General features: G+C 71.8%; 11 protein-coding genes. 3 read left to right on the top strand and 8 right to left on the bottom strand.

What is annotated here, in order from left to right; genetic code table 11:
* Positions 1 to 48: 48 nt before the first annotated feature.
* Positions 49 to 690, top strand: a complete 642-nt coding sequence (locus ElP_RS01815) for a histidine phosphatase family protein (protein ID WP_197446645.1) — start codon at positions 49 to 51, stop codon at positions 688 to 690.
* A gap of 183 nt (positions 691 to 873) precedes the next feature.
* Here ElP_RS01815 and ElP_RS01810 read toward each other — a convergent pair whose 3' ends face one another.
* The 4 genes from ElP_RS01810 to ElP_RS01795 form a co-directional block, all read right to left on the bottom strand.
* Positions 874 to 1,947: a hypothetical protein gene (locus ElP_RS01810; protein ID WP_145266698.1), complete on the bottom strand. Its 1,074-nt coding sequence runs from the start codon at positions 1,945 to 1,947 to the stop codon at positions 874 to 876.
* A gap of 76 nt (positions 1,948 to 2,023) precedes the next feature.
* Positions 2,024 to 3,217 (bottom strand): M28 family metallopeptidase, encoded by a 1,194-nt coding sequence (locus ElP_RS01805; protein WP_145266696.1) that lies wholly within the window; start codon positions 3,215 to 3,217, stop codon positions 2,024 to 2,026.
* 36 nt (positions 3,218 to 3,253) lie between these two features.
* Positions 3,254 to 4,828 (bottom strand): S10 family peptidase, encoded by a 1,575-nt coding sequence (locus ElP_RS01800; RefSeq protein ID WP_145266694.1) that lies wholly within the window; start codon positions 4,826 to 4,828, stop codon positions 3,254 to 3,256.
* 147 nt (positions 4,829 to 4,975) lie between these two features.
* On the bottom strand, positions 4,976 to 13,180 hold the full coding sequence (locus ElP_RS01795; RefSeq protein WP_145266692.1) for a tetratricopeptide repeat protein: 8,205 nt from the start codon (positions 13,178 to 13,180) through the stop codon (positions 4,976 to 4,978).
* A 354-nt stretch (positions 13,181 to 13,534) separates the two neighbouring features.
* Here ElP_RS01795 and ElP_RS01790 point away from each other — a divergent pair, with 354 nt between their 5' ends.
* Both ElP_RS01790 and ElP_RS01785 read left to right on the top strand, forming a co-directional pair.
* Positions 13,535 to 14,581, top strand: coding sequence for an alpha/beta hydrolase family protein (locus ElP_RS01790; protein WP_145266690.1), 1,047 nt, complete (start codon positions 13,535 to 13,537; stop codon positions 14,579 to 14,581).
* A gap of 207 nt (positions 14,582 to 14,788) precedes the next feature.
* Positions 14,789 to 16,228, top strand: coding sequence for a sigma-54-dependent transcriptional regulator (locus tag ElP_RS01785; RefSeq protein ID WP_145266688.1), 1,440 nt, complete (start codon positions 14,789 to 14,791; stop codon positions 16,226 to 16,228).
* Between the two features lie 181 nt (positions 16,229 to 16,409).
* Here ElP_RS01785 and ElP_RS01780 read toward each other — a convergent pair whose 3' ends face one another.
* The 4 genes from ElP_RS01780 to ElP_RS01770 form a co-directional block, all read right to left on the bottom strand.
* Positions 16,410 to 17,303, bottom strand: a complete 894-nt coding sequence (locus ElP_RS01780) for a DUF3179 domain-containing (seleno)protein (protein WP_145266686.1) — start codon at positions 17,301 to 17,303, stop codon at positions 16,410 to 16,412.
* On the bottom strand, positions 17,300 to 19,060 hold the full coding sequence (locus ElP_RS01775; RefSeq protein WP_145266684.1) for a CRTAC1 family protein: 1,761 nt from the start codon (positions 19,058 to 19,060) through the stop codon (positions 17,300 to 17,302). The genes ElP_RS01780 and ElP_RS01775 overlap by 4 nt, the downstream gene beginning before the upstream one ends.
* A gap of 124 nt (positions 19,061 to 19,184) precedes the next feature.
* Complete coding sequence (locus ElP_RS37520) at positions 19,185 to 19,352, bottom strand: hypothetical protein (RefSeq protein ID WP_197446644.1); 168 nt, start codon at positions 19,350 to 19,352, stop codon at positions 19,185 to 19,187.
* A gap of 113 nt (positions 19,353 to 19,465) precedes the next feature.
* Positions 19,466 to 20,497, bottom strand: coding sequence for a DUF1559 domain-containing protein (locus ElP_RS01770; RefSeq protein WP_231749396.1), 1,032 nt, complete (start codon positions 20,495 to 20,497; stop codon positions 19,466 to 19,468).
* Between the last annotated feature and the right edge of the window lie 170 nt (positions 20,498 to 20,667).

Below are 20,667 nucleotides of genomic sequence, written 5' to 3'. Positions count from 1 at the left end.
GTAGAGATGGGCCGATTCTATCCGATCCCACCGGGAAACCCAACCGCCATGGCCCTCGGACCCGCCCTCCCCCCGACGACCCGAGTGCTGCTGCTCCGGCACGCCCAGACCGCCGCCCCCGACCGCTTCCATGGCGCCGAGTCGGACATCGGGCTCGGCCCCGAGGGTCAGCTCCAGGCCCTCCAGGCCGCCGGGGGGATCCGCGGCCTGGGGCCCGTCGCGGTGTACTGCTCGGGCATGAGGCGGGCGAGGGAGACCGCCGGCCCGATCGCCTCGGCCTGCGGGTTGGAGCCGATCGTCATCCCTGAGCTGCACGAACGGCGCATGGGGCCCCTGTCCGGCGCATCGATCGCCGAGACCCGGGAGCGGGTCGACCTGCACATCCGACGCTGGGGGGAAGGGGATCTCGACGCCTCCCACGAGGGGGGCGAGTCTTACCGGGAGCTGCGCGATCGGGTCGTGCCGCCGTTCGTCGCCCTGGCGGGGCGGCACCCCGGCGGCACGGCGGTGGCGGTGCTGCACGGGGTGGTGATCCGGGTGCTCATCACGGCGCTCGTCGACGGATTCTCGCCGGCCGACTACCACCGGATCGCCATCCGATACGTCGCGGTCAACGACCTCCGCGTCCGCGACGGTCGCTGGACCGTCGCGGCGCTCGATCGGGACGCGGGGACGCTGCTCGACGGCTGAAGGCGGGGACCGTCCCCCGTCCCCGGGGTGGGGATTCCCGGCCGACGGGGGCGATTCCCCGGGTCAGGATGACGGGATTCCAGATGCGTCCCGGCGGCATGCGCCGGGACGCAGGGCAAGGAACCCGCCCCGGCCACCCGGCATCGGGATGGCCGTGCGGGATCGCTCAATCCCGGTCTTGGCTCACGGGCCGTCGGCGGAGGCGGCGTCGAGGTCCTTCCAGCTCAGGCTGGAGAAGACCTGTTTCGCGGCGTCGCCGACGAGCTTGCTGTGCTCGACGAGGGGCCCGGTCGCGTCGGAGTCGGCGGCCTCCCGGGCGACGGGGACCTTGGCGAGCAGGCCGTCGAGCTGGCGATAGATCGCCCGCTGCTGGTCGGACCTCGCCCGGCCGAACCGGAGGTTGTAGGCGTGCATGAACCCGACGAGGTCGGCCATCGATCCGCCCTTGAACGACTCGATCTGGCGGATCACCGCGCCGGCCTGGGGATCCTCGAGCAGCCGGATCATCCCGCCGAGCGTCCGGAGGAACTGGTCGGCGTCGTTCGCCCCGGCGGGCGGGAAGCCGGATTCTTCCGCGTCGAGCGCCGATCGGAGGGCGTTCAGCGCGCCGTCGAGCTTCGAGCGGGTCGCGTCGGAGAGAGCCCCGCTGAGGTCCTCCCCGAGGGCGGAATCGACGGCCGAGGCCAGCGCCTGACGCCCTTGGTCGAAGGGCGTCTGTTTGAGCAGCGGGGGCCAGGCGTCCTCCTGGGTCAGGATGTCGAGGCAGGCGGTGATGGGCTCCGAGGCGTTCTCGAAGGGGATGTCGCGGAGGACCTCGGGGGTCATCGGGATCGCGGCCAGGGCGTCGTGGGTCTCGGGGGTCGGGAATTCGACGAGGTGATCGAGCCGCTGGTTGAGCAGCACGCCGGCCTCGACCAGCGCGGCTCGATTCTGGATCGCATTCTCGACCTCGTCACGGGCGCGCTGCTGGGTGTCCCGGATCTCCTTGGCCTTGCGGGCCTCGCCGAGGGCCTGGTTCCACTTGGCGAAGGCCTCGGCGCGGAGTTCGCTCGCCTGGGCCTCCTTCACGTCGTAGTCGGCCTGGGCTCGGTTGAAATAGCCGACGCCGCGGAGGTAATCGGCCCCGGGGTCGCGGCCCCCGCTCCCCCAGCCTCCCCAGCCCATGTTCATGAACGGCCCGGGGTAGAGCTGGGCCGATGCGGGGCCGGCGACCATCGCCGCCAGGATCACGGCCAGGGACCATCGTTTCGATCGCATGAGGTTCGCTCCCGTTGAAGGTTGGCCGGGGACTGCGCGTGGCCCCCGGCAGGTTCAGGCTCACCAAACCACTACGTCATGCACCGATCGGAGTCACCCCGAGGGGCCCGGCCTCGTCGGCCCCCGAGGGGTCGAGCCGATGGCGTCCGGCCCAGGCCCGGGCCAGGTGGGAGGCGAGCGAGCCGGCGCGGACCAGGGCGTCGCGATCGATCAGCCGGACGCCGTCGTTGGGGGTGTGGAAGGCGAACGAGTTGGCAACCACATCCCCCAGCAGGCTCACCGCGTCGAGGCCTGCGGCGGCGAAGGGCTCGTGGTCCATGCCGGCGCCGAGGACGCGGAGCCGGCCGGTCGGCATGCCGAGGAGGTCGGCCACCCGCCCGGCCATCGCGACCGCCTGGTTCGATCCCGCGAGCCAGACCCGCGCCCCCGCCCCCACGCTCTCCAGGTTGATCAACAGCGTCGGACGCTCCCGGAGCCACCACTCGTGCCGCCGGAGGAACGCCCGGGCGCCGTCGAGCCCGACCTCCTCGGCCCCCGTCGCCACGAACGCGACCTCGACCGGGACGCCGTCCCGGGGCCGCCACGATCGCGCCAGTTCCAGCATCACGGCCAGCCCCGAGGCGTTGTCGATGGCACCGGGGCTGCGATTCCCCGACGTGTTGAACATCAAGGCCGCCACGGCGACGCCGACGAGTGCCGCCCCGCCCGCCGCCGGCACCACGCCGATCAGGCCCGGGACCGCGGCCTCGACCGCCCCGATCAGCGCGAGCACCAGGCACCCGCTCGTCGCCAACACGACCAGCGCCACGCGTGCCCCGGTCGGCAGCCGCTGCGACTTCGAATCGTAGTGGGCCAGGAAGACGACGCGAGATGGGGACGGCCCCCCGGCATCCTCGACCGGCCAGGAGACGAGGTTCTCCGACCAGACCCGAGACCGCCTCGGCTCGGCCGGCGACCTCGCCACGATCCAGGGGGCGTTGACCGCGTACCCGGCCGCGAGGAAGCAGGCCGTGGCGATCTCCGGCCACCCGGGTAGGGCCGCCAGGCCCATCCCCACGAGTGCCATCGCCCCGATCGACGCCGGCAGGACGCCGAATCGCCTCGCCGCCGTCCCGACCGGGAACCGCTCGCGGACCACCGGCCGGCCCGCCCTCGCCATCGCGCGCCCGACCAGCCGAGCGGCCAGCGCCTCGCCCCTCGACCCGACGGCCCTGGGGAACGCGAGTCGATGGAGGAGCCGAGCGGCCCGGTCGGTGTCGAAGGCGATCATGTCGGTGGGGCCTGGCCTGGATGAGTGGTGGGCGGTTCAGAGCCCGTCGGCCTCGCCGATGAAGCTCGAAACGTGCCCCTTCAACGCCTCCAGCGACGGCTCGTGGATGTACATCATATGCCCGGACTCGTACTCCTCGACCCGGAAATTGTCCCGCAGCTCCGGATCGAGGCCCATGTGGGACAGGGTGTATTCCGTGGCGGCGTAGGGCGTGGCCAGGTCATAGTACCCGGATGCGACCAGGATCTTCATGTGGGGATTCTTCGCCAGCGCGTCTCGCAAGGCCGAGGCGGTGTCGGCGTAGCCCCCGGCCCCGGAAACGCCGTAGTCCCAGCCGCGGACGCCCTCGCCAAGGATGTAGTAGGGCACGTCCGACTCGTATCCCAGATCGGCATTCAGGTACTGGTTCAGTGTGCTGGTATATGGGGGACGGATGGCGGCCATGCTCGGGTCGAAGGAGGGGGTGTCGCCGGCGGGGGAGGCGTCGATCCCCTTGAACCGGCTGTCGAGCCGGCCGACGGTCCGGCCCCGGTCGCGCAGGAGTTCCTTGCAGAACCGCTGGATCTCGATCCGGAGGCCGGCGTCCTCCAGGTACTCCGGGGAGAGCCCGGTGTAGCCGGCGAGGCGATCGAGCACGTCGGCCCGCTCCCGGTCCGAGAGGAGGTCTCCCATCTGGAGGGCCCTCGCATACGGGCCGGAGGCCCAGGCCTCGACCTCGTCGAGGAACTCGGCCAGCGGCAGGTCCTGCGACGCCTCGGGCAACCGCCCGTGGAACCGGGCGGTCGCGGCGTAGGTCGGCAGGAACAGGATGTAGGGCAGGTCGTTGCCGTCCCCGAATCGGACCGTCTGGAAGTTGAGGACCGAGGAGACGAGGATCACGCCGTTGAGGGCGATCCCCCGGTCGACCAGGTATTCCGAGAGCCCCGCCGCCCGGGTCGTCCCGTAGCTCTCCCCGACCACGAATAGCGGCGAGGTCCACCGCCGATTGCGCGTGATGAAGAGCCGGATGAATTCGCCGACCGAGGCGATGTCGCCCCGGAGGTTGAAGAATCCCCCCTCCTTCTCCGGCTCGGCCGCCCGGCTGAAGCCGGTGCCGATCGGGTCGACGAAGACGAGGTCCGCCTCCGTCAGCCAGGTCTGCTCGTTGGGGACGAGCCGGTAGGGCGGGGCCGGGATGGTGGCGTCGTCGGGCATCGGCACCCGCTTCGGCCCGAGGGCCCCCAGGTGCAGCCAGACCGACGACGAGCCCGGGCCGCCGTTGAAGGAGAACATCAGCGGGCGGGACTCCCGATCCTCCACGCCGTCGAGCGTGTAGGCCACGTAGAAGACTTCCCCCGTCTCCTCCCCCCGCTCGTCCTTGATCGGCAGCGTGCCGACGGTGGCCGTATAGATGAGCGTCCGCCCGTCGAGTTCGAGCGTGTGGTGCGTGACGGTCGGCTCGATTTCCGGTTCCTCCTCCTCCTCGCCTGCCCCGGGTCCCTCGCTGGCGGGCGTCTTCTCGTCCTCGGCCACGGTTCCTCCGCTCGCCGGATCGGGGGATCCCTGGGAGGCCACCGGAGGGGGCTGGTGCAGGAGGAGGATGCCGATCCAGGGGAGGAGGAATCGCCGCATGTCGAGCCCTTCGCGCAATCGGCAGGGAATCCCGGTCGGAGGCCCGACGCGGGGCGCGGGGCCGACAGTCGGACCAACGATGGCATGCCGATGCGACCGGGTCAAGTCCGGGCCGGCGTGCCGAGGCACGCCGGCCCGATCGGCGGATCAGTAGGCCTTGTCCACCTGCACGCCCTTGCCGCCCTCCTGGTAGCGACGCTCCAGCCGATCGATCTGCCGGAGCTGGTTCGCCCGGTTCAATTCGCGCAGGTTCTGCTCCAGGGACTGCTCCACCTGCCCCTCGGCCGGGGCCACCTGGGACGCCTCGGGCGTCCGGGGTGCCTCGGGCGGGGCCCCGACGTAGCCGGTGCCCCGGTAGAAGGCGTACTGGTCGGCATCCCGCCGGGCGACGGCGGTGACCTGGCCCCGGATGCCGTCGGCCACGAAGACGCCCCTCAGGTCGGTCTCGCCGCTCACGAACCGCTCGTCCTCCGTGCCGATCACCCGGACCTGCACGCCGGGCACCAGCTCCCCGGTCTCGGCGAGGCGGACGGTCACCCGGACCCGGCCGGCGTCGGGCTCCTCCAGCACGTCCAGCTCCAGCGGGCTGACCAGCGCGATCCCCGAGGCGTACCGTCCATCCCCTCGGACCATGACGAGATACGCGCCCTCCGATTCGATCGGCAGCGGGACGGGCGTCTCCTTCGCGTCGAAGTCGGAGCCGTCCCCCAGCGAGACGGCCGTCTCGACCAGCGGCGAGATGCCCGCCAGGTCGATGCCGGCGATGTCATCCAGGTTGCGCCGTGTGAGGTAGAGACGCATCAGGTCGACCGGGTAGACGGTGACGGCGGCCTCCTCGATGTTGCGGGACTCCAGCGGCACGGTCGGCCCCTCGGCGGGCCGGGCGGCGTCGGCGCCGAGCGAGGCGAGGATCGGCTCCTCGCCGTGGGCCGCGAGCCGAAGGAGGTCGGAGGGGCGGATCAGGGTAATCTCGGGCAGCGCCAGCTCCTCCCGGGTGAGCTGCCGGACGGCGCCGGCGGCGTCGGTGAAGCGGTCGGCGACCTGCTCGTAGTACGAGACGGCCTTCCGGGCGTCCCGTCGGGCGTGGTAGATCTGCCCCAGGATGTAGAGGGCCTGCCACCGGTTCGGGCTGGGCACTTCGGCGCCGGAGTCGTCGCGATAGGTCGCGCCCGCGATCGTCTCCGCCACGGCGATCGCCCGGTCGTATTGCCCGAGGCGGAATCGGCCGAGGGCTTCCGAATAGCGGAAGCTGTCGAGGTAGTCGCTCGACCCGTAGAGCCCGGCGAACCGCTCGGCCAGCGAGACGACGGTCTCGTCGTCCTCCAGATCCAGGTACGCATTGACGAGCGCCAGGCTCGCCTCGTCGGCGATCGGGTTGTCGGGCGACCGCGCGAGGAAGACCTGGATCAGTCGGATCGACTGCAGGAGCAACCGGGGCGGCGAGAGGTCGGCGTCGAGCAGCGTCCTCCGGATCCCCGGGTCGCCCTGGGCCTCGACGGCCAGCCCGGCGAGCACCTGGGAGAGGCCGAAGAAGTCGCTCTCGATCGACGCGGTGTCGGGGTACTCGCGCCAGAGGTCCAGCAGGTACGCCACCGCCTCAAGGGGCATCCCGCGTTGCCGGAGCACCTCGCCGACCCGGGCGTCCTCCAGGTAGCTCGCCTCCGCCGTGGCCCTCCAGACGAGGTAGGCCCGCTCGGATTCGCCGATGTCGCGGTAGGAGGAGCCGACGGCGAGGATCTCGCCGAACGGGATCACCTCGTCTGGGGCCCGCTCCCGGAGGATCTCGAAGAACTGGACGACCGGCCGGGGGTTGCCCAGCGCGATGTGCGCCTTCAGGAGCATCCGGGCGGCGTCCCGGGCCACGTCGTCCCGGAGGGAATAGCCCTCCCAGAGCGAGCCGAGGACCTCGGCCGCCTCGGCGAACCGCCCCCGGTCGAACAGGGCGGAGCCCCGGGCGAACAGCTCGTCGGGCGTGGGCCGATACGGGTCCGTGGAGTCCTCGCCGGGTTCGAGCACGGTCAGGTCGGCCGGCATGCCCAGGTGGTCGCGGCCGGGCTCGTAGGCGCTGCGCAGGATCGGGGGCAGGGCCCGGTAGTCGCCGGGCAGATGGCCGAAGACCTCGTAGGAGGAGCTGCCGGGGTCCTGGTCGGGGGCGAAGTACAGGGTGAGGACGCCGTCCCGCACCTCGAAGTGCGAGGCGGACGTCTGCACCGAGCCCTCGACGAGCGTGGCCCCGGCCGGCAACGGCTCCTCCAGGACGAGGAAGTCCCGCTCCCAGCTCGGCTCGCCCGACCGATGGACCCGGCTGGCCGAGACCTCCACCCGGGCCCGGCCGCCGAGCGCGACCTGGGAGACCTCGTTCCGGAACGCCTGGGGGTTCACGGCCGCCGAGAACCCCGTCGGCAGCGGTCGGCCCTCGAACTCGGGCTCGGCGGCGAGGTAGGCCCGCCGATCGACGAAGAACGACCGGTCCCGCCGGTCCTGGTCCGGCCCGAACTCCCGGGTGAATCCGGCGAGGGTGACCGAGTAGCCGAACGTCCCCCTCCCCTCGATGTCGAACCGGACCCGGTTCCGCCCGGTGCCGTCGATCGCCTTGCGGGGGACCCGGATCGCCTCCCCCTCGGACCGGCCGGAGATCTCGGCGCGGTGGACCTCCTGGTCGTTCACCGTGACGACCAGCCGATAATCGTCCTCGGCCGCGTCGGCCCCGCCGAAATATCGGCCCAGCGCCGCCAGGGCCGGCCCCTTCGCCTTGTGGGGCCTCCAGTCGAGGCCGATCCGGTGGGCCAGCAGCCACTCGGCGGACTGCCCCAGCTCGGGGGCGGCGGGGAGGCCCGCCGAGTAGGCGAGGCTCGCCAGCGCGGTGACCTCGGCCGTCCCCCGGAAGAAGGGATGACGCGAGTCGGCCTCCCAGTGGCGGAGCACCGGGCCGCCCGGGGCCGAGGCCCCGGCCTCCGACCTCGGCCCGAGCACGCCGAGGACCTCGGCCGCCAGGCTCGACCGATCGAGGTTCGCGAACGTGAGCGCCAGGAACGCGAGCGCCGGGTTGGAGAGCTGCTGCCGGTCCCGGTTCAGCCGGTTCGCCTGCTCGAAGCCGGCCCGCCCCCGGGTGCTGAGCGCGAAGAGCAGGGCGGCCCGGGTGTCCCGGTCGGTGGGGTCGACCTGGGCGAACTGCTGTTCGATCCAGCCCGTGGCCCGGTCGGCGACGGACGGGTCGCTCAACAGCCCCAGCGGCTCGGCCGAGTCGAGGGCCCAGAGGGCGTAGGACGAGGTCAACCGCTCGCTCGGTTGCGGCGACTTCGGCCGGCTCGGCACCCAGGGCCAGCCGCCGTCGTCGTTCTGCATCGAGATGAGTTCGGCCACGAGCCCCCGGATCCGGCCCGTCAGCCGCGGGGCCTCCGGGGCCTCGGCTCCGCCCACCCTGCGGAGATAGACCAGCGCCGACGTCGCCGCGAGGAGGTCCGAGGCCCGGTCGGCCACCGTGCTCGGCTGCGGGAAGCAGACGCGGAACATCGTGCCGGCATCGGGCTGGTCCGCCGCGGGCCAGGCCTGCTGTCCCAGCGCCAGCTCGATCAGGAGTCGACGGGTCGACGGCGAGAGGGTGATCAGCATCTCGGGGGACTCGTACCGTCGCCCCCCCGGCAGCTCGACGAAAACCGTGGCGTCGTCGCTGCTGGCCCCCGAGCCCGAGGCGATCGCCCGAACCCCCCAGGGGCGGACGGGGACGGTCGCCCGGATCTCGTCGGCCCGGTCACCGGCCCGGGCGGACAGGGTGAGCTCGACCTCGGTCGCGTCCGGGACCTCGAACGGGTCGAACAGGACCTCGGTCACGCCGTCCCGATCGACCTCGATCACCTTCGGGTCGGCCTGCTCGTTGCCGGTCGCATAGGAGGCCAGGCGGACCTCGATGCGTCCCTTCACGCCGGTGTGGTGCACCCGGGCGAGGAACCGGGGCTTGTCCCCCTCGGTGAGCATGCTCGGCGTGCGAAGCTCGACGAAGAAGTCCTGCGACACCATCAGGTCGGCCGTCGTCTGGCCCGCCAGCGTGTCGGCCCCGGTGACGCCCCGGGCCGTGAACCGATAGCGCGAGAGGGCCGTCGGGGCCTTGATCGTGACCCGGGCGGTGCCGTCCTCTCCCGTCACGATCGCCGGGTTCCAGTAGGCCGTCTCGACATACTGCTCGCGGGTCGCCGGGGCCGAGACCGCGCCGCCCGCCAGGCCCCCGAATTCCGTGGCACCGACGCCCAACATCACCGCGCCCGATGGCCCGTCATCGAACCCCTCGTACGCCGCAACCTTGCGGCGGTACAGCTCCTGCCGATCGTTGGCCAGCGCGGCCCGGTCGCGACCGGGCATGGAGAAATGGAGGCCGACGTCGTACTCGGTCCCCTCGAGGGCGGGGACGGCCTCGTTCGCCTCGACCATCCCCCCTCGGCCGCCGGCCATGCCCCCCATCTCTCCCATCATGGCCCCGGCCATTGCCGGTGCGGGGGGGACCTGGGGCTGTCCCGCCTGGGCCTGGCCCGGCATCGCGAAGTCCTGGGGGATCGTGATGGCGTCGGCCCGCTCCCGGACGGCGTCCTGGTCGGCATCGGTGAGCGCGGCGAGCACCTGCCGCTCCCGCTCGTCGAGCAGGGCCTCGGCGATCGTCTCGGTGCTCGGGGCGTATCGGAAGGTGTTGGTCGCCTCGGTGGCGAAGGCGCCGGTGCGGGCCTGGCCGTGGAAGAACGGGCCGATAGGGGGGAGGTCGTCGCCGTAGAGCCGCAGGAGCGCCCGGTCGACCAGCGCCAGCGACACCTCCGCCCGGGCCGGCCGGCCGAGCTGGTCGGCGGCCCGGATCACCACCTCCACCTCCTCGCCGGGGCCGACGGACTCCCGGGCGGGCTCGACCGTCACCCGGAGATCCCGAGTCAGGGTGAGGTCGACCTGGGCCCGGTGGAAGTCCGTCCCGGCCATCCGGGAGGCGGCCAGGGTGACGTTCGGGAACTGGGCGTCGTCGGCCTCCCATCGGACCGGGTTGTCGCCCTCCTCCAGCGCGACGATCCGGTAGGAGAGGATCCGATCGGCCTCCCAGGTCAGCAGGGCCGGGCCCCCCCCGGAGCGGTTGTGGAGGTTCACCTGCGCCTGCTCGCCCACCTTGAAGGCCAGCGAATCGGCCAGGATTCGGAGCTTCTGGGCGTCCTCCGAGCCGGAGACGGTCAGCACCCGCTCGGCGACGATCGGGTTGCCGAAGCGGTCGGTCGCCGAGGCGCGCAGGACATAGGTCCCCCCCTCGTCGTCGTCGATGGTGACGGGCACGGACCCCTCGCCGGACTGGCCGTCGGTCGTCAGATCCTTCGAGTCGACCTCGAGTTCCGCGATGGTCCCCTGTCGGCTGACGCGCCTGAGGATCGCCACCTCCAGCGGCTGGCCGGTCGGCTCGCCGAGGGCGTCGATCGTCCGGGCGGTCAGGCGGAACGGCTCGCCGTCGAGATACACGTCCCTCGGGGTCGACAGGTCGACCCGGAAGGCCCGGACGGCCAGCATCGTCGAGGAGACGGCGGCCACGCCCTCCTGGGGGAGCTGGGCGACGATCCGGAGCGGCTGCTCCTCGCCGAACCCCGTCGTCTCGAACGAGAATTCATATTCGCCGGCCTCGTCCATCTCCCCCGAGAGCGTCCGCCCGTCCGGCAGGTCGACGACGATCGGCCTCCCCGACAGCGGCGCCCCGTACTGATAGCGGGCGACGGCCTTCCCCTCCACCGTCTCCCCGCGGAAGTAGACGGACCGGGGGAGGTCGATGGCCAGGTCCACCTTCTGGAGCCGGTACGCCTGGACCTCGAACGAGCCGGAGAAGCCGTCCTTGCCCGGCTGGTACAGCCGCACCTGGTAGGTCCCGACCGGGGCCGACGAGTCGACCGGGACGGTGTCATGGAAGGTGCCGAAGTCCGAGAGCGTCACCGACTTCTCAAGGATCCGGCGGCCCCGGCTGTCCACCACCTCCAGCCGGTAGGTCGCCCCCGGGGCGTGCGCGTAGCGCCCGTCGACCACCTCCCGGACGACCCCTCGAAGCTCCACCTCCTGTCCCGGCCGGTAGGCGGGCCGGTCGGTGTAGAGGTACGCCCGGGCCTCGAGCCCCTGGGCCACCCGATCCGGCACCCCCAGCCCCGTCCCGGCGACGTGGGCGCCGTCGATGATCAGGTACGACAGCCCCGAACCCGGCTCGATCGGCTCCGGCCAGCTCGCCAGGAGGACGCCGTCCTCCCCCCCCTGCCCCTCCAGGAGGATCCCATCGCCCCCCGACGCCAGCACCCGGGTCCCCGACCGTCCCGAGCCGTCGGTCATGTCCTGCGCGAAGACGAGCAACTGGTCGCGGGACGTCTTCACGATCGCGTCCAGGTCACTGCCGACCACCAGGGTGGTCGCCTGGAGCTTCTCCTCGTCGCTGACCTTCACCACGTGGACCCCCGGCACGGGCACCCGGTCCAGCTCATACGCACGCTCGATCGGCGCGTACTTCGCATAGCCGGCCACCTCGACCGTCCACTCGGCATCCGGGGCCACCAGGCCGACGTCGAGCGACTCCACGCCGCCGAGCCGCTGCTTCTTCCGGAAGTAGGACTCGGGATCGAGCCTGTAAGAGCGGAAGGTGAGCGTCTCGACGTTCCGGGTCGTGATCTCCAGCCTCGGGACCTCGCCCGTCCGGAACGCCCGGGGGGAGATGACGGTCAGCTCGGTCGACTCCATCACCGCGATCCGCTGCCGGGCCCGGGATTGCCAGGGCTCGACGGCCACTCGCTCGAAGCGCTCGATCGCCTGCCCCGGCTGGTCCCGCTCCGTTTCCAGCACCTCGCCGATGCGGAACTGGGCGTGACCGGCCGGCTCCGTGCCGGGGAACTTGCCGATCAGGGTTTCCCAGCTCGCGATCGCCTCGTCGAACCGGTCCTGGGAGGCGAAACTCTCGCCGACCTGGAACAGCAGCTCCGGCACCCTCGGGTCGAGCGGGTTCTCGGAGACGAACCGGCGCCAGGCGTCCCGGGCCTCGTCGTGGCGTTCCCTCCGGAGGTGTTCGCCGGCCGAGACCAGTTGCGTGTTCAGGATCTCGCGCTGGGCGTCGGCCGACTGGGGGCCGTCGGGGTACTGGGCGAGGTAGCCCCGGAACGCCTCGATCGCCTCGGCGAATCGGCCCTGCTGGCGGAGCACCACGCCGACCTGGAAGGCCACGTCCATCCGAAGCTCGGCCAGGTCCCGCCTCGCCGCCTCGGACTCGGCCCGGAAGGGCTCCTCGGCGAGGAAGGCGCGGAACGCCTCCAGCGCCCGCTGGCTCTGCCCGCGGTGCAGGCTCGCGGCGCCGATCCAGTAGGAGGCCCGCACGGCGTCCTCGTGGGCGGGGAAGGCGTCCAGGTAGCGTCGCAGGGCGGCGATCCCCAGGTCGAGGCTCGCGTCGTCCCCCGGCTGGGGGAACCCGTACGTCTCCGAGATCCGGAACAACGCCTCGGCCCGGATGTCGGCCGGCCCGTCCCGTTCGGCCTCGAGGTCCCGGGCCAGGTCGGACCACGTCAGCCGGGCCGGTAACGGCTGGCCGGCCTCGAGCTGGGCCTCGCCGAGGAGGAGGCGGGCGCGGGGGCGGTCGGCCCCCCCGGGGAATTCGTCGAGGTAGGACTGGAACTCCGAGATCGCCCGGCCGGGGTCGCCCGCCTCCCGGCTGGCCCGTCCCATCCGGAGGCGGATCCGGGCCCGGAGTTCGTCCCCCTTCGCCAGCTCACTCGCCTGTTGCAGCAGCGCGTGGGCGGCCTCGGGATCGGGCCGGGCGGTCGGGCCGACCGGCTCGAGCAGCCGGTCGGCGAAGGCGACATAGACGCCGGCCAGCTCGTCCTTGCGGGACGGGTCGAGCAGCGTCTCCACCTGGGCCCTCGCCAGCGCCTCGGCCTGCTCGGGGCGATCGGCGAGCAGCTCGGTGGCGGCCAGCTCGGAGCGGAGCTTGGCGGACCATCGCCCCTCGGGGTCGGCGTCTAGGGCGGAGGCAAGGGCCTCGCGGGCGTGGTCGGCCCTCCCGTCCAGCCGCAGCGCGATCCCCCGGATCAGGGCGGCATAGGATCGTCGATCGCCGTCGGCCTCCCCCTCGAGCGACCAGGCGGCGACCACCTCGGCCGCCTCCGCGTACTTCCCCTCCTGGAGCCGCGCCACGACGCCGCCGGGCAGGTCCGGCGCGATCGGCTCGACCGCCAGGCCCGCCTCCGGGACCCGGGGCGGGCCCGGGTCGGCCCCGCCCCCCCGCTCCTCCCCCCCCTGGCCGGCGAGGACGGCGAGCGCCCCCGACACCACCAGGGCCAACGCGACGACTGCTCGGGCTCGACCGTGCCGGATCCTCATGGCGGACGCTCCGTGACCGACTCGACCGGGAGAGGTGAGGACGACCCATCCTTCCCGACGCCTCGGGTCCGGTCCGGCCCGGCGACGTGGGGGGGTGCGGCCCACAGTGTACCGCACCCCTGCCCGGAGAACGCCCGAGGCCCCGAGGTTCTTAGGGGCCCGCCCCCGAATCGCCCCCCCGTTGCCCGAATGATCCCGCCGTCGTACAACGTCGGGAACACTCGAAACGCCGCCCGGCGCCCCGGTCGCCGGGCCTCGGACCGGTGCGGGCCGTCGGTTCACACCCTCCGCCGCCTCGGGGACGAGGGGGCGGGGACTCGAGCCGATCCCGGCGCGAACGGAGCCACGAACCCGATGATCGCCCCGCAATCCCCCTCGCCGAAGCCGCCGAGCTACCCGGACCACGCCGACCTGATGGTCGTCCTCGACGGCGAGGGGGGCCACCATCCCGTCGCGTCTCCCGCCGACTGGGACGTCCGGCGCGCCCACGTCCTCGCCAATGCCCAGGAGGTCATGGGGCGGATGCCCGGCGGCGAGCGTCGCGTCCCGCTGGATCCGGAGTACGGCGGACCGGTCGCCGAGTCGAACTACGTCCGCATCCACGTCTCCTTGGCGTCCGAGCCGGGGGACCGCGTGCCGGCCTGGCTGCTGATCCCCCAGGGGGACCCGCCCCCCGGCGGCTTCCCGGCGATGATCTGCCTGCACCAGACCGTCCGGGTGGGCAAGGACGAGGTCGTCGGCATCGAGGCCCGGCCGAACCGCTCGAGCGCCAAGGAACTGGCCGAACGGGGCTACGTGGTGCTGGCCCCCGACTACCCGAATTTCGGCGAATACGCCGTCGACCCCTACGCCCTCGGCTACGACAGCGCCACGATGAAGGGCGTCTGGAACCACATGAGGGGCGTCGACCTGCTGGCCGGCCGGCCCGAGGTCGACGCCGGCCGGGTCGGCGCCATCGGCCACTCGCTCGGCGGCCACAACTCGATCTTCCTGGCGGTCTTCGACGACCGGATCCGGGCCGTCGTCTCCTCGTGCGGCTTCAACAGCTTCCCCTCCTATTACGGGGGGAACCTCGCCGGCTGGTCCCACGCCGGCTACATGCCCCGGATCCGATCGAAGTACGGCACCGACCCCGGTCGGATGCCCTTCGACTTCCCCGAGTTGATCGGCGCCCTCGCCCCCCGGCCCTTCTTCACCAACTCGCCGCTCCGGGACGCCAACTTCGAGGTCGAGGGCGTCCGGGCCTGCATCCGATCGGCCCGGCCGGTGTACGAGCTGCTCGGGGCCCCCGAGCACCTCGTCGCCGAATACCCCGACGACGAGCACGACTTCCCGCCCGACGTCCGGGAACGCTCCTACCGATTCCTCGACCGGCACCTGGGGAGGGCGACGACGACCTAGTGAACGCATAACCATGCAACCGAACTGAACCGGCTTGACAGGGGGCGAGTAACGGCCCATCATCGTGGAATCGCATCGCATGAAGCGCAGCCGGGGGACGGGCCTCTGCCCGACCCCCGTCGCCAGGAGGCGGCCGGAGTGCCCCTTCGGCGAGGCCGGGCCCGCACAGGAGGGGCCCGGACGCCTGCTCAACCGGGGTGAGGCGCCATGGATCGACGCATCCTCGTGGTCGACGACAGCGAGCTGACCTGCCAGCAACTCTCCCTGCTGCTGGCACGGCCCGATCGCCGCATCAAGGTCGTCACCGACGGCACCGAGGCGCTCGAACGCCTCGTCGACGGCAATTTCTCGCTGGTCGTCATCGACCTCTACCTCGAGGGGAAGGGGATCGAGGGCATGGATCTCATCCGGGAGATCCGCCAGCGCGACCTGCCCGTCACCATCATCGTCATGACCGCCCACGCCTCGATCGACTCGGCCGTCGAGGCCATGAAGCTGGGCGCCTACGACTTCGTCACCAAGCCCATCGACCCGGACCAGGTCCAGGTCATCGTCGAGCGAGCCCTGGCCGACCGGACGCTCCTGGACGAGGTCAACGACGCCCGGGACCGCCTCCGTCAGCGCTTCGGCTTCCACAACCTGCTCGGCACCAGCCTCGGCATGCGCGAGGTCTTCCGTCGCGTGGAGCGCGTCGCCTCGGCCAACTGCAACGTGCTGATCACCGGGGAAACCGGCACCGGCAAGGAACTGGTCGCCCAGGCCCTGCACCAGGCCGACGCCACCCGGACCGGCCCGCTGGTGGCCGTCAACTGCGCCGCCCTGCCCGAGCCCCTGCTCGAATCCGAGCTGTTCGGCCACGAGCGGGGCGCCTTCACCGGGGCCGACCGCCGCAAGCAGGGGCGCTTCGAGCTGGCCGAGGACGGCACCCTGTTCCTCGACGAGATCGGCGAGCTGCCCCTGGGCGTGCAGGCGAAGCTGCTCCGGGTGCTCCAGGACGGCACCTTCGAGCGGGTCGGCGGCAGCGAGACGATCCAGGTCAACACCCGGATCCTCGCCGCGACCAACGTCGACCTCCGGCAGGCCGTCGCCGAGGGCCGCTTCCGAGAGGATCTGTTCTTCCGGCTCAACGTGGTCACCGTCACCCTGCCCCCGGTCCGAGAGCGGATCGAGGATCTCCCGCTGCTGGTCGACCACTTCCTCGACCGCCTCCGAGGGCGCGGCTATCCCGCAAAGACCTTCTCCAGGGAGGCCATCGGCCGGCTCGCCCGCTACGACTGGCCGGGCAACGTCCGGGAGCTGGAGCACCTGGTCGAGCAGCTGGTCATCACCGCCCCCGGGGACGTCGTCCGGGCCGAACACCTGCCACCCTACCTCTCGCCCCCCATCGACGAGGACGAGCCGCTCGACCTGTCCTTCGACGTCATCCGCCCGCTCCACGAGATCACCAGGGAGCTGACCGATCGCATCGAGCGCCACTACCTCCGGGGCATCCTGGAACGCTATCGGGGCCGGATCGACCGCTGCGCCGAGCACAGCGGCCTCTCCCGGCGGAGCATCAGCGAGAAGCTCCGGATCCACTCCATCGACAAGGCCGATTTCAAGCCCCGGCCCGCCGCCGCCCGCCGGGGCGTCGCCGTGGGCGAGTGACCCCCAGCGGGGGGTCCGTCCCCGCCCGGGCCGGGCTCGCGTCACTCCGTCCCGGCGAATCCAGGTCACCAGGTCTTCCAAGACGCGGGCCGCCGCAAGGCGGCCCGCGCGTCCGGGGATGCGATCGCGTCCCCGCGCGAGAAGGCGGCCCCGGGGGCTGGTCCGGGCCCGCCCCGGGGCCTCACTCCGCCGGGATCGGCCTGTCCCGGTCGTTGCCCACGAGCACGAGCGAGTCCGGGTGGCGACCGATCCATTCCCCCCAGGGCAGCCGCTCCGCCTCCATGTATTCGGCCAATCGGATGCCGACATGCTCACCGTTGACGCAGATCAAGGCGCCGCCGTCGCCCTCGGGCAGCCACAGGCTCTTGGTCTTGCGGTCGTACAGCATCGGCACCTTCTCGCCGGTCGCGTAGCCGGAGGTCCCCAGGGTGACGGGCTGGCCGTCGACCTCCCTGCGGTAGACGCGGACGGTGTCCGGACCCCGGGCATAGACGACGGCGATGGGGATCTCGCCGTCGAGGTCGTTGACGACCTCGACCTTCTGGATCGCCCCGATCGGGTAGGCGCGGGGTCCCTCGTCCAGCTCGACGCCGGCCACCTCGTTCTTGCGGCCGATATTGGAGGCGACCTCTCCATCGGGCGGCTCGAGGATCGGGTAGTCGACGCCCGGGATCGAGTCCCTGCCGAAACCGCCCTGGAGGACCTGGGGATCGAATTCGGCCTCGGTCACGTCGTAATAGTCCGGCGTCTCGCCGTCGCCGATCGAGGCCCAGAGCAGCTTCTTCCCGTCTTCCTCGAAGTGGAACCGCGGCGGCCGGGCGTTGTACTCCTTCCGGTAGTTCAGCCCGAGATAGCCGACGGGTGCCGACTCGTCCAGGTCGACGACCGCCGCCCGGTACTCCTGCACCTGCTCGTACAGCTCCTCGCCCACCAGCGTCCAGAGCAGCAGCAGGCCGACGCCCAGCACGCCCACCGTGACCGCGACTCGGACGACCGTCGAAGACTTCTTCTCCGGCGGCTTCGGGGACGGATTCTCGCTCGCCTTCGCGTTCGGGTCGTGCGGTTCCTGGCTCATTCCAAAAGCCCTCGGGTCGTTGGTTCGGGTCGCTCGGTCCGATCGGGGAACGGGCGGTGTTCCAGCTCGGGTCCATCCTGTCGGATCGTCAGGCTCGAGTCGATGGGGCAGTCTTCGAAGCGGTCGAGCGAGCCGTCGGGCCAGCGGACCCGGATCGCGTCGATGGCCGTCGCCGCGCCGAGCCCGAAGTGAAGGCCGGCGTCCGGGGCGGCCAGGATGCTCCCACCCCGGCGGACCAGGCCGACCTGCCCCCGGCCCCCGGCCTCCACCTCGACCCGGGCCCCCAGCGCCTCGGTGTTCGGACGCCGGCCGACCAGCCGGATCGACGCCGACGCCCTCGACCGCGTCCCCTCGTCGATCAGCACGCGGACGGGCCCGTCGATGGTCGTCATCACCAGGTCGAGGTCGCCGTCGCCGTCCAGGTCCCCCGACGCGACGGCCCGGCCCGACCGGCAGGACTCCATCGCGGGCCCCCACAGGCCCGTCACCTCCTCGAAGGCCGCGCCGCCGACGTTCCTCAGGAGGACCGGGGGCTGGTCATATCGGGAGTCGGGCACATTCGGATAGACGTGGCCGTTGGCCTGGAACAGGTCGGGCCAGCCGTCCGAGTCGAGGTCGCCCAGCACCAGGCCCCAGCCGACGAACCCGGCCGTCAGGCCCCAGAGGGAGAGATTCCCCGACACGTCTGCAAACGTATGATCGCCGAGGTTCGCATACACCCGGCTCCCCTCCTGGCGGAAGTTGCTGATCGCCAGGTCGGGCCTCAGGTCGCCGTCGAGGTCGGCCAGGTCGACGGCCATGCTCCCCTCGGCGACCCCGTAGGCGCTGTATGCCACACCCGCCGCCTCGCCGATCTCCTCGAACCGGCCGCCGCCGAGGCCCCGGAACAGCTCGTTGGCGTGGGTGTCGTTGGTCACGTAGAGGTCGACATTCCCGTCGTCGTCCAGGTCGGCCAGCAGGCACGACATCCCCTTGTTGGGCGGCCGTGAGAGGCCGGATGTCGCCGTGGCGTCCTCGAAGGTGCCGTCGCCTCGGTTCTTCCACAGGCGGTCGGGCTGGCCGGGAAGGGTGGCGGGGCCCTGGAAGACGGGATGGCCCGCCAGGTAGTCGTTCATGGGAGGGGGAGAGACCGGGTCGACGACCAGGTAGTTCGTCACATAAAGGTCGACCCAACCGTCCCCGTCGACGTCCCCCCAGGTGGCCGAGACGCCCCAGGCGGGGTCGTCGATCCCGGCCCGGGCGGTCACGTCGGCGAACGTCCCGTCCCCTCGGTTCTGCCAGAGGGTGTCGGGGCCGTGCTGGGCGACGAAGAGGTCGAGGTCGCCGTCGCCGTCGTAGTCGGCCACGGCCGGGCCCTGGGCCCAGCCGGTGTGGGTCAGGCCGGACGACTCGGTCACGTCGACCCAGCGACCGGGGCCGTCGTTGCGGAACAGCCAGGGGCCGCCGGCGCCCAGGACCTGACCGCCTCGCACCTCGCTACCGCCCGCGACGTAGAGGTCGAGGTCGTCGTCCCCGTCGGAGTCGAACACCGCGACCCCCACCCCCAGCGAGTCGAGCACGCAGCGCTTCTCCGGGTCGCCGCTCCGGGGCACGACGTCGAGCCCGAACTCCGGGGCCCGGTCGACGAACCAGGGACCCGAGTCCGGCCTGGGCCTCGGGGGGTTCGCCGGGGCCGAACCGGCCCGATCGGCGGCCGGACCGTCGGGCTCACCCCGACAGCCCGCGATCATCAACCCGGCGACCAGGGCCAGGAGCATCCGAGACGCCCGGCATGGCCCGCGTCCCGGATCCCATCCCCCCTCGGGCAGGACCATCCCGCATCCCCCCGGCGATCGGCCCGGCGCCCCCGTGGCGCCGGGCCTTCGTTGGCATCGGCGCGGCTCACTGACCGCCATATTCCTTGGTCGCCTGCTGCTCGGCCGCCTCGAAGTCGATCCCTTCGGTCTCGACCGGCGGCGGGGGTTCCTCCCCACAACCGGGGAGGATCGGGAGGGCGCCCATCATCACCAGCAGCATCAGGCCCAGCGAGTTGCGTCGGATGTGGCTCATGTCGGACTGGATTCCTCGATTGATGTGGGACAGAAACGGTCAGTCCCCGCCCCCGCCCCTCGGGTCGGGGACGGGGGGGGATCCATGGCGGATCGACCGGCCCGGCCGATCGATCAGTACTGGTCGGCGCTGACGACCTCGCCGCCGGTCCGGGTGCTCAGGGCCATCCAGGTGTTCAGCGCGACCGTCTCCTTGAAGAACTTCACGCTGCCGTCGGCCATCACGGCGTTGGCGCCGCCGGGGTGGTACGACGAGGACGGCTTCATGATCGACCACCACTGGTTCGGCAGGCTGACGCAGCAGGTCTGGTTCGGCGTCCGGATCGAGTTGAACCAGTTCCGCCAGACGCTCCCCTCGACCCAGGAGTAGCCCTTGTACCGCCAAGATCCGCCCCAGGGGATCGGGCCGGTCGTCCAGTCGACCTGGTTGCAGGCCGTCACGGCCTCCTGCACCGTCGACGTGTTGCTGAAGCCGCCGGTCTCGAAGCAATCCGAGACCTTGGTCCGGGTGACGCCCGCGACGAGCGGCCCGTTGGCCACCTCGGCGCAGAGCAGGGTGTTGCTCGTCCCGTCCTTGGCCGAAGCGAAGGTCATGTTGTTCAGGGGCCGGTTCGGCAGGCCGTCGATGGTCGCCTCGGGGGGCACGCTGTTGGGCCCGTACGAGCGGCCGAACAGCCCGTCCCAGGCCCCGGTCCTCGGGTACCACGTCCCGGAGTTCCAGGCGTAGTTGGAGGCGTAGAACTGGTAGATGTCGCTGGCGTACTCGGTGTAGATTTCCGACGGACAGATGTAGGCGCTGATCTTGGTCCGGCCGACGGTCAGGGTCGCCGGCTGGGTCCAGATCCAGCGCTGGCCGAGGTTCATGTTGAACGAGTCATAAATCTGTGTCTGCTCCAGGAACGGCAGCAGCCCGACGTGGGGCGACATCCCGCCGGGCATCTCGCCCATCGGGAAGCCGCCCCAGGTGTCGTGGTAGTTGTGCACGGCCAGGCCGAGTTGCTTCAGGTTGTTGGTGCACTGGGCGCGCCGGGCGGCCTCGCGGGCGGCCTGGACGGCGGGCAGCAGCAGGGCGATCAGCACGCCGATGATGGCGATGACCACGAGCAGTTCGATCAGGGTGAAGCCCCGGCGAATGCGAGATGTCATGGTCTTTACTCTCTCCTGGGATAGGGGTACGACGACGCCAGCAGAACCGGCATGCGCACGGGCGACCGGACACTCGCCCTCGGCAGAACGCATGCAAGAATTGGGGTCGAATCCGTCGCTCGGAGTCTGGGTTGGTCGATTCGTCCGAGAGGCAGGACGGCTCGGGGCGC

The sequence above is a fragment of the Tautonia plasticadhaerens genome, assembly GCF_007752535.1.
Taxonomy (GTDB): domain Bacteria; phylum Planctomycetota; class Planctomycetia; order Isosphaerales; family Isosphaeraceae; genus Tautonia; species Tautonia plasticadhaerens.
Note: the sequence above shows the minus strand (reverse complement) of the source record. Positions and strands in the feature narration are given on the sequence as shown.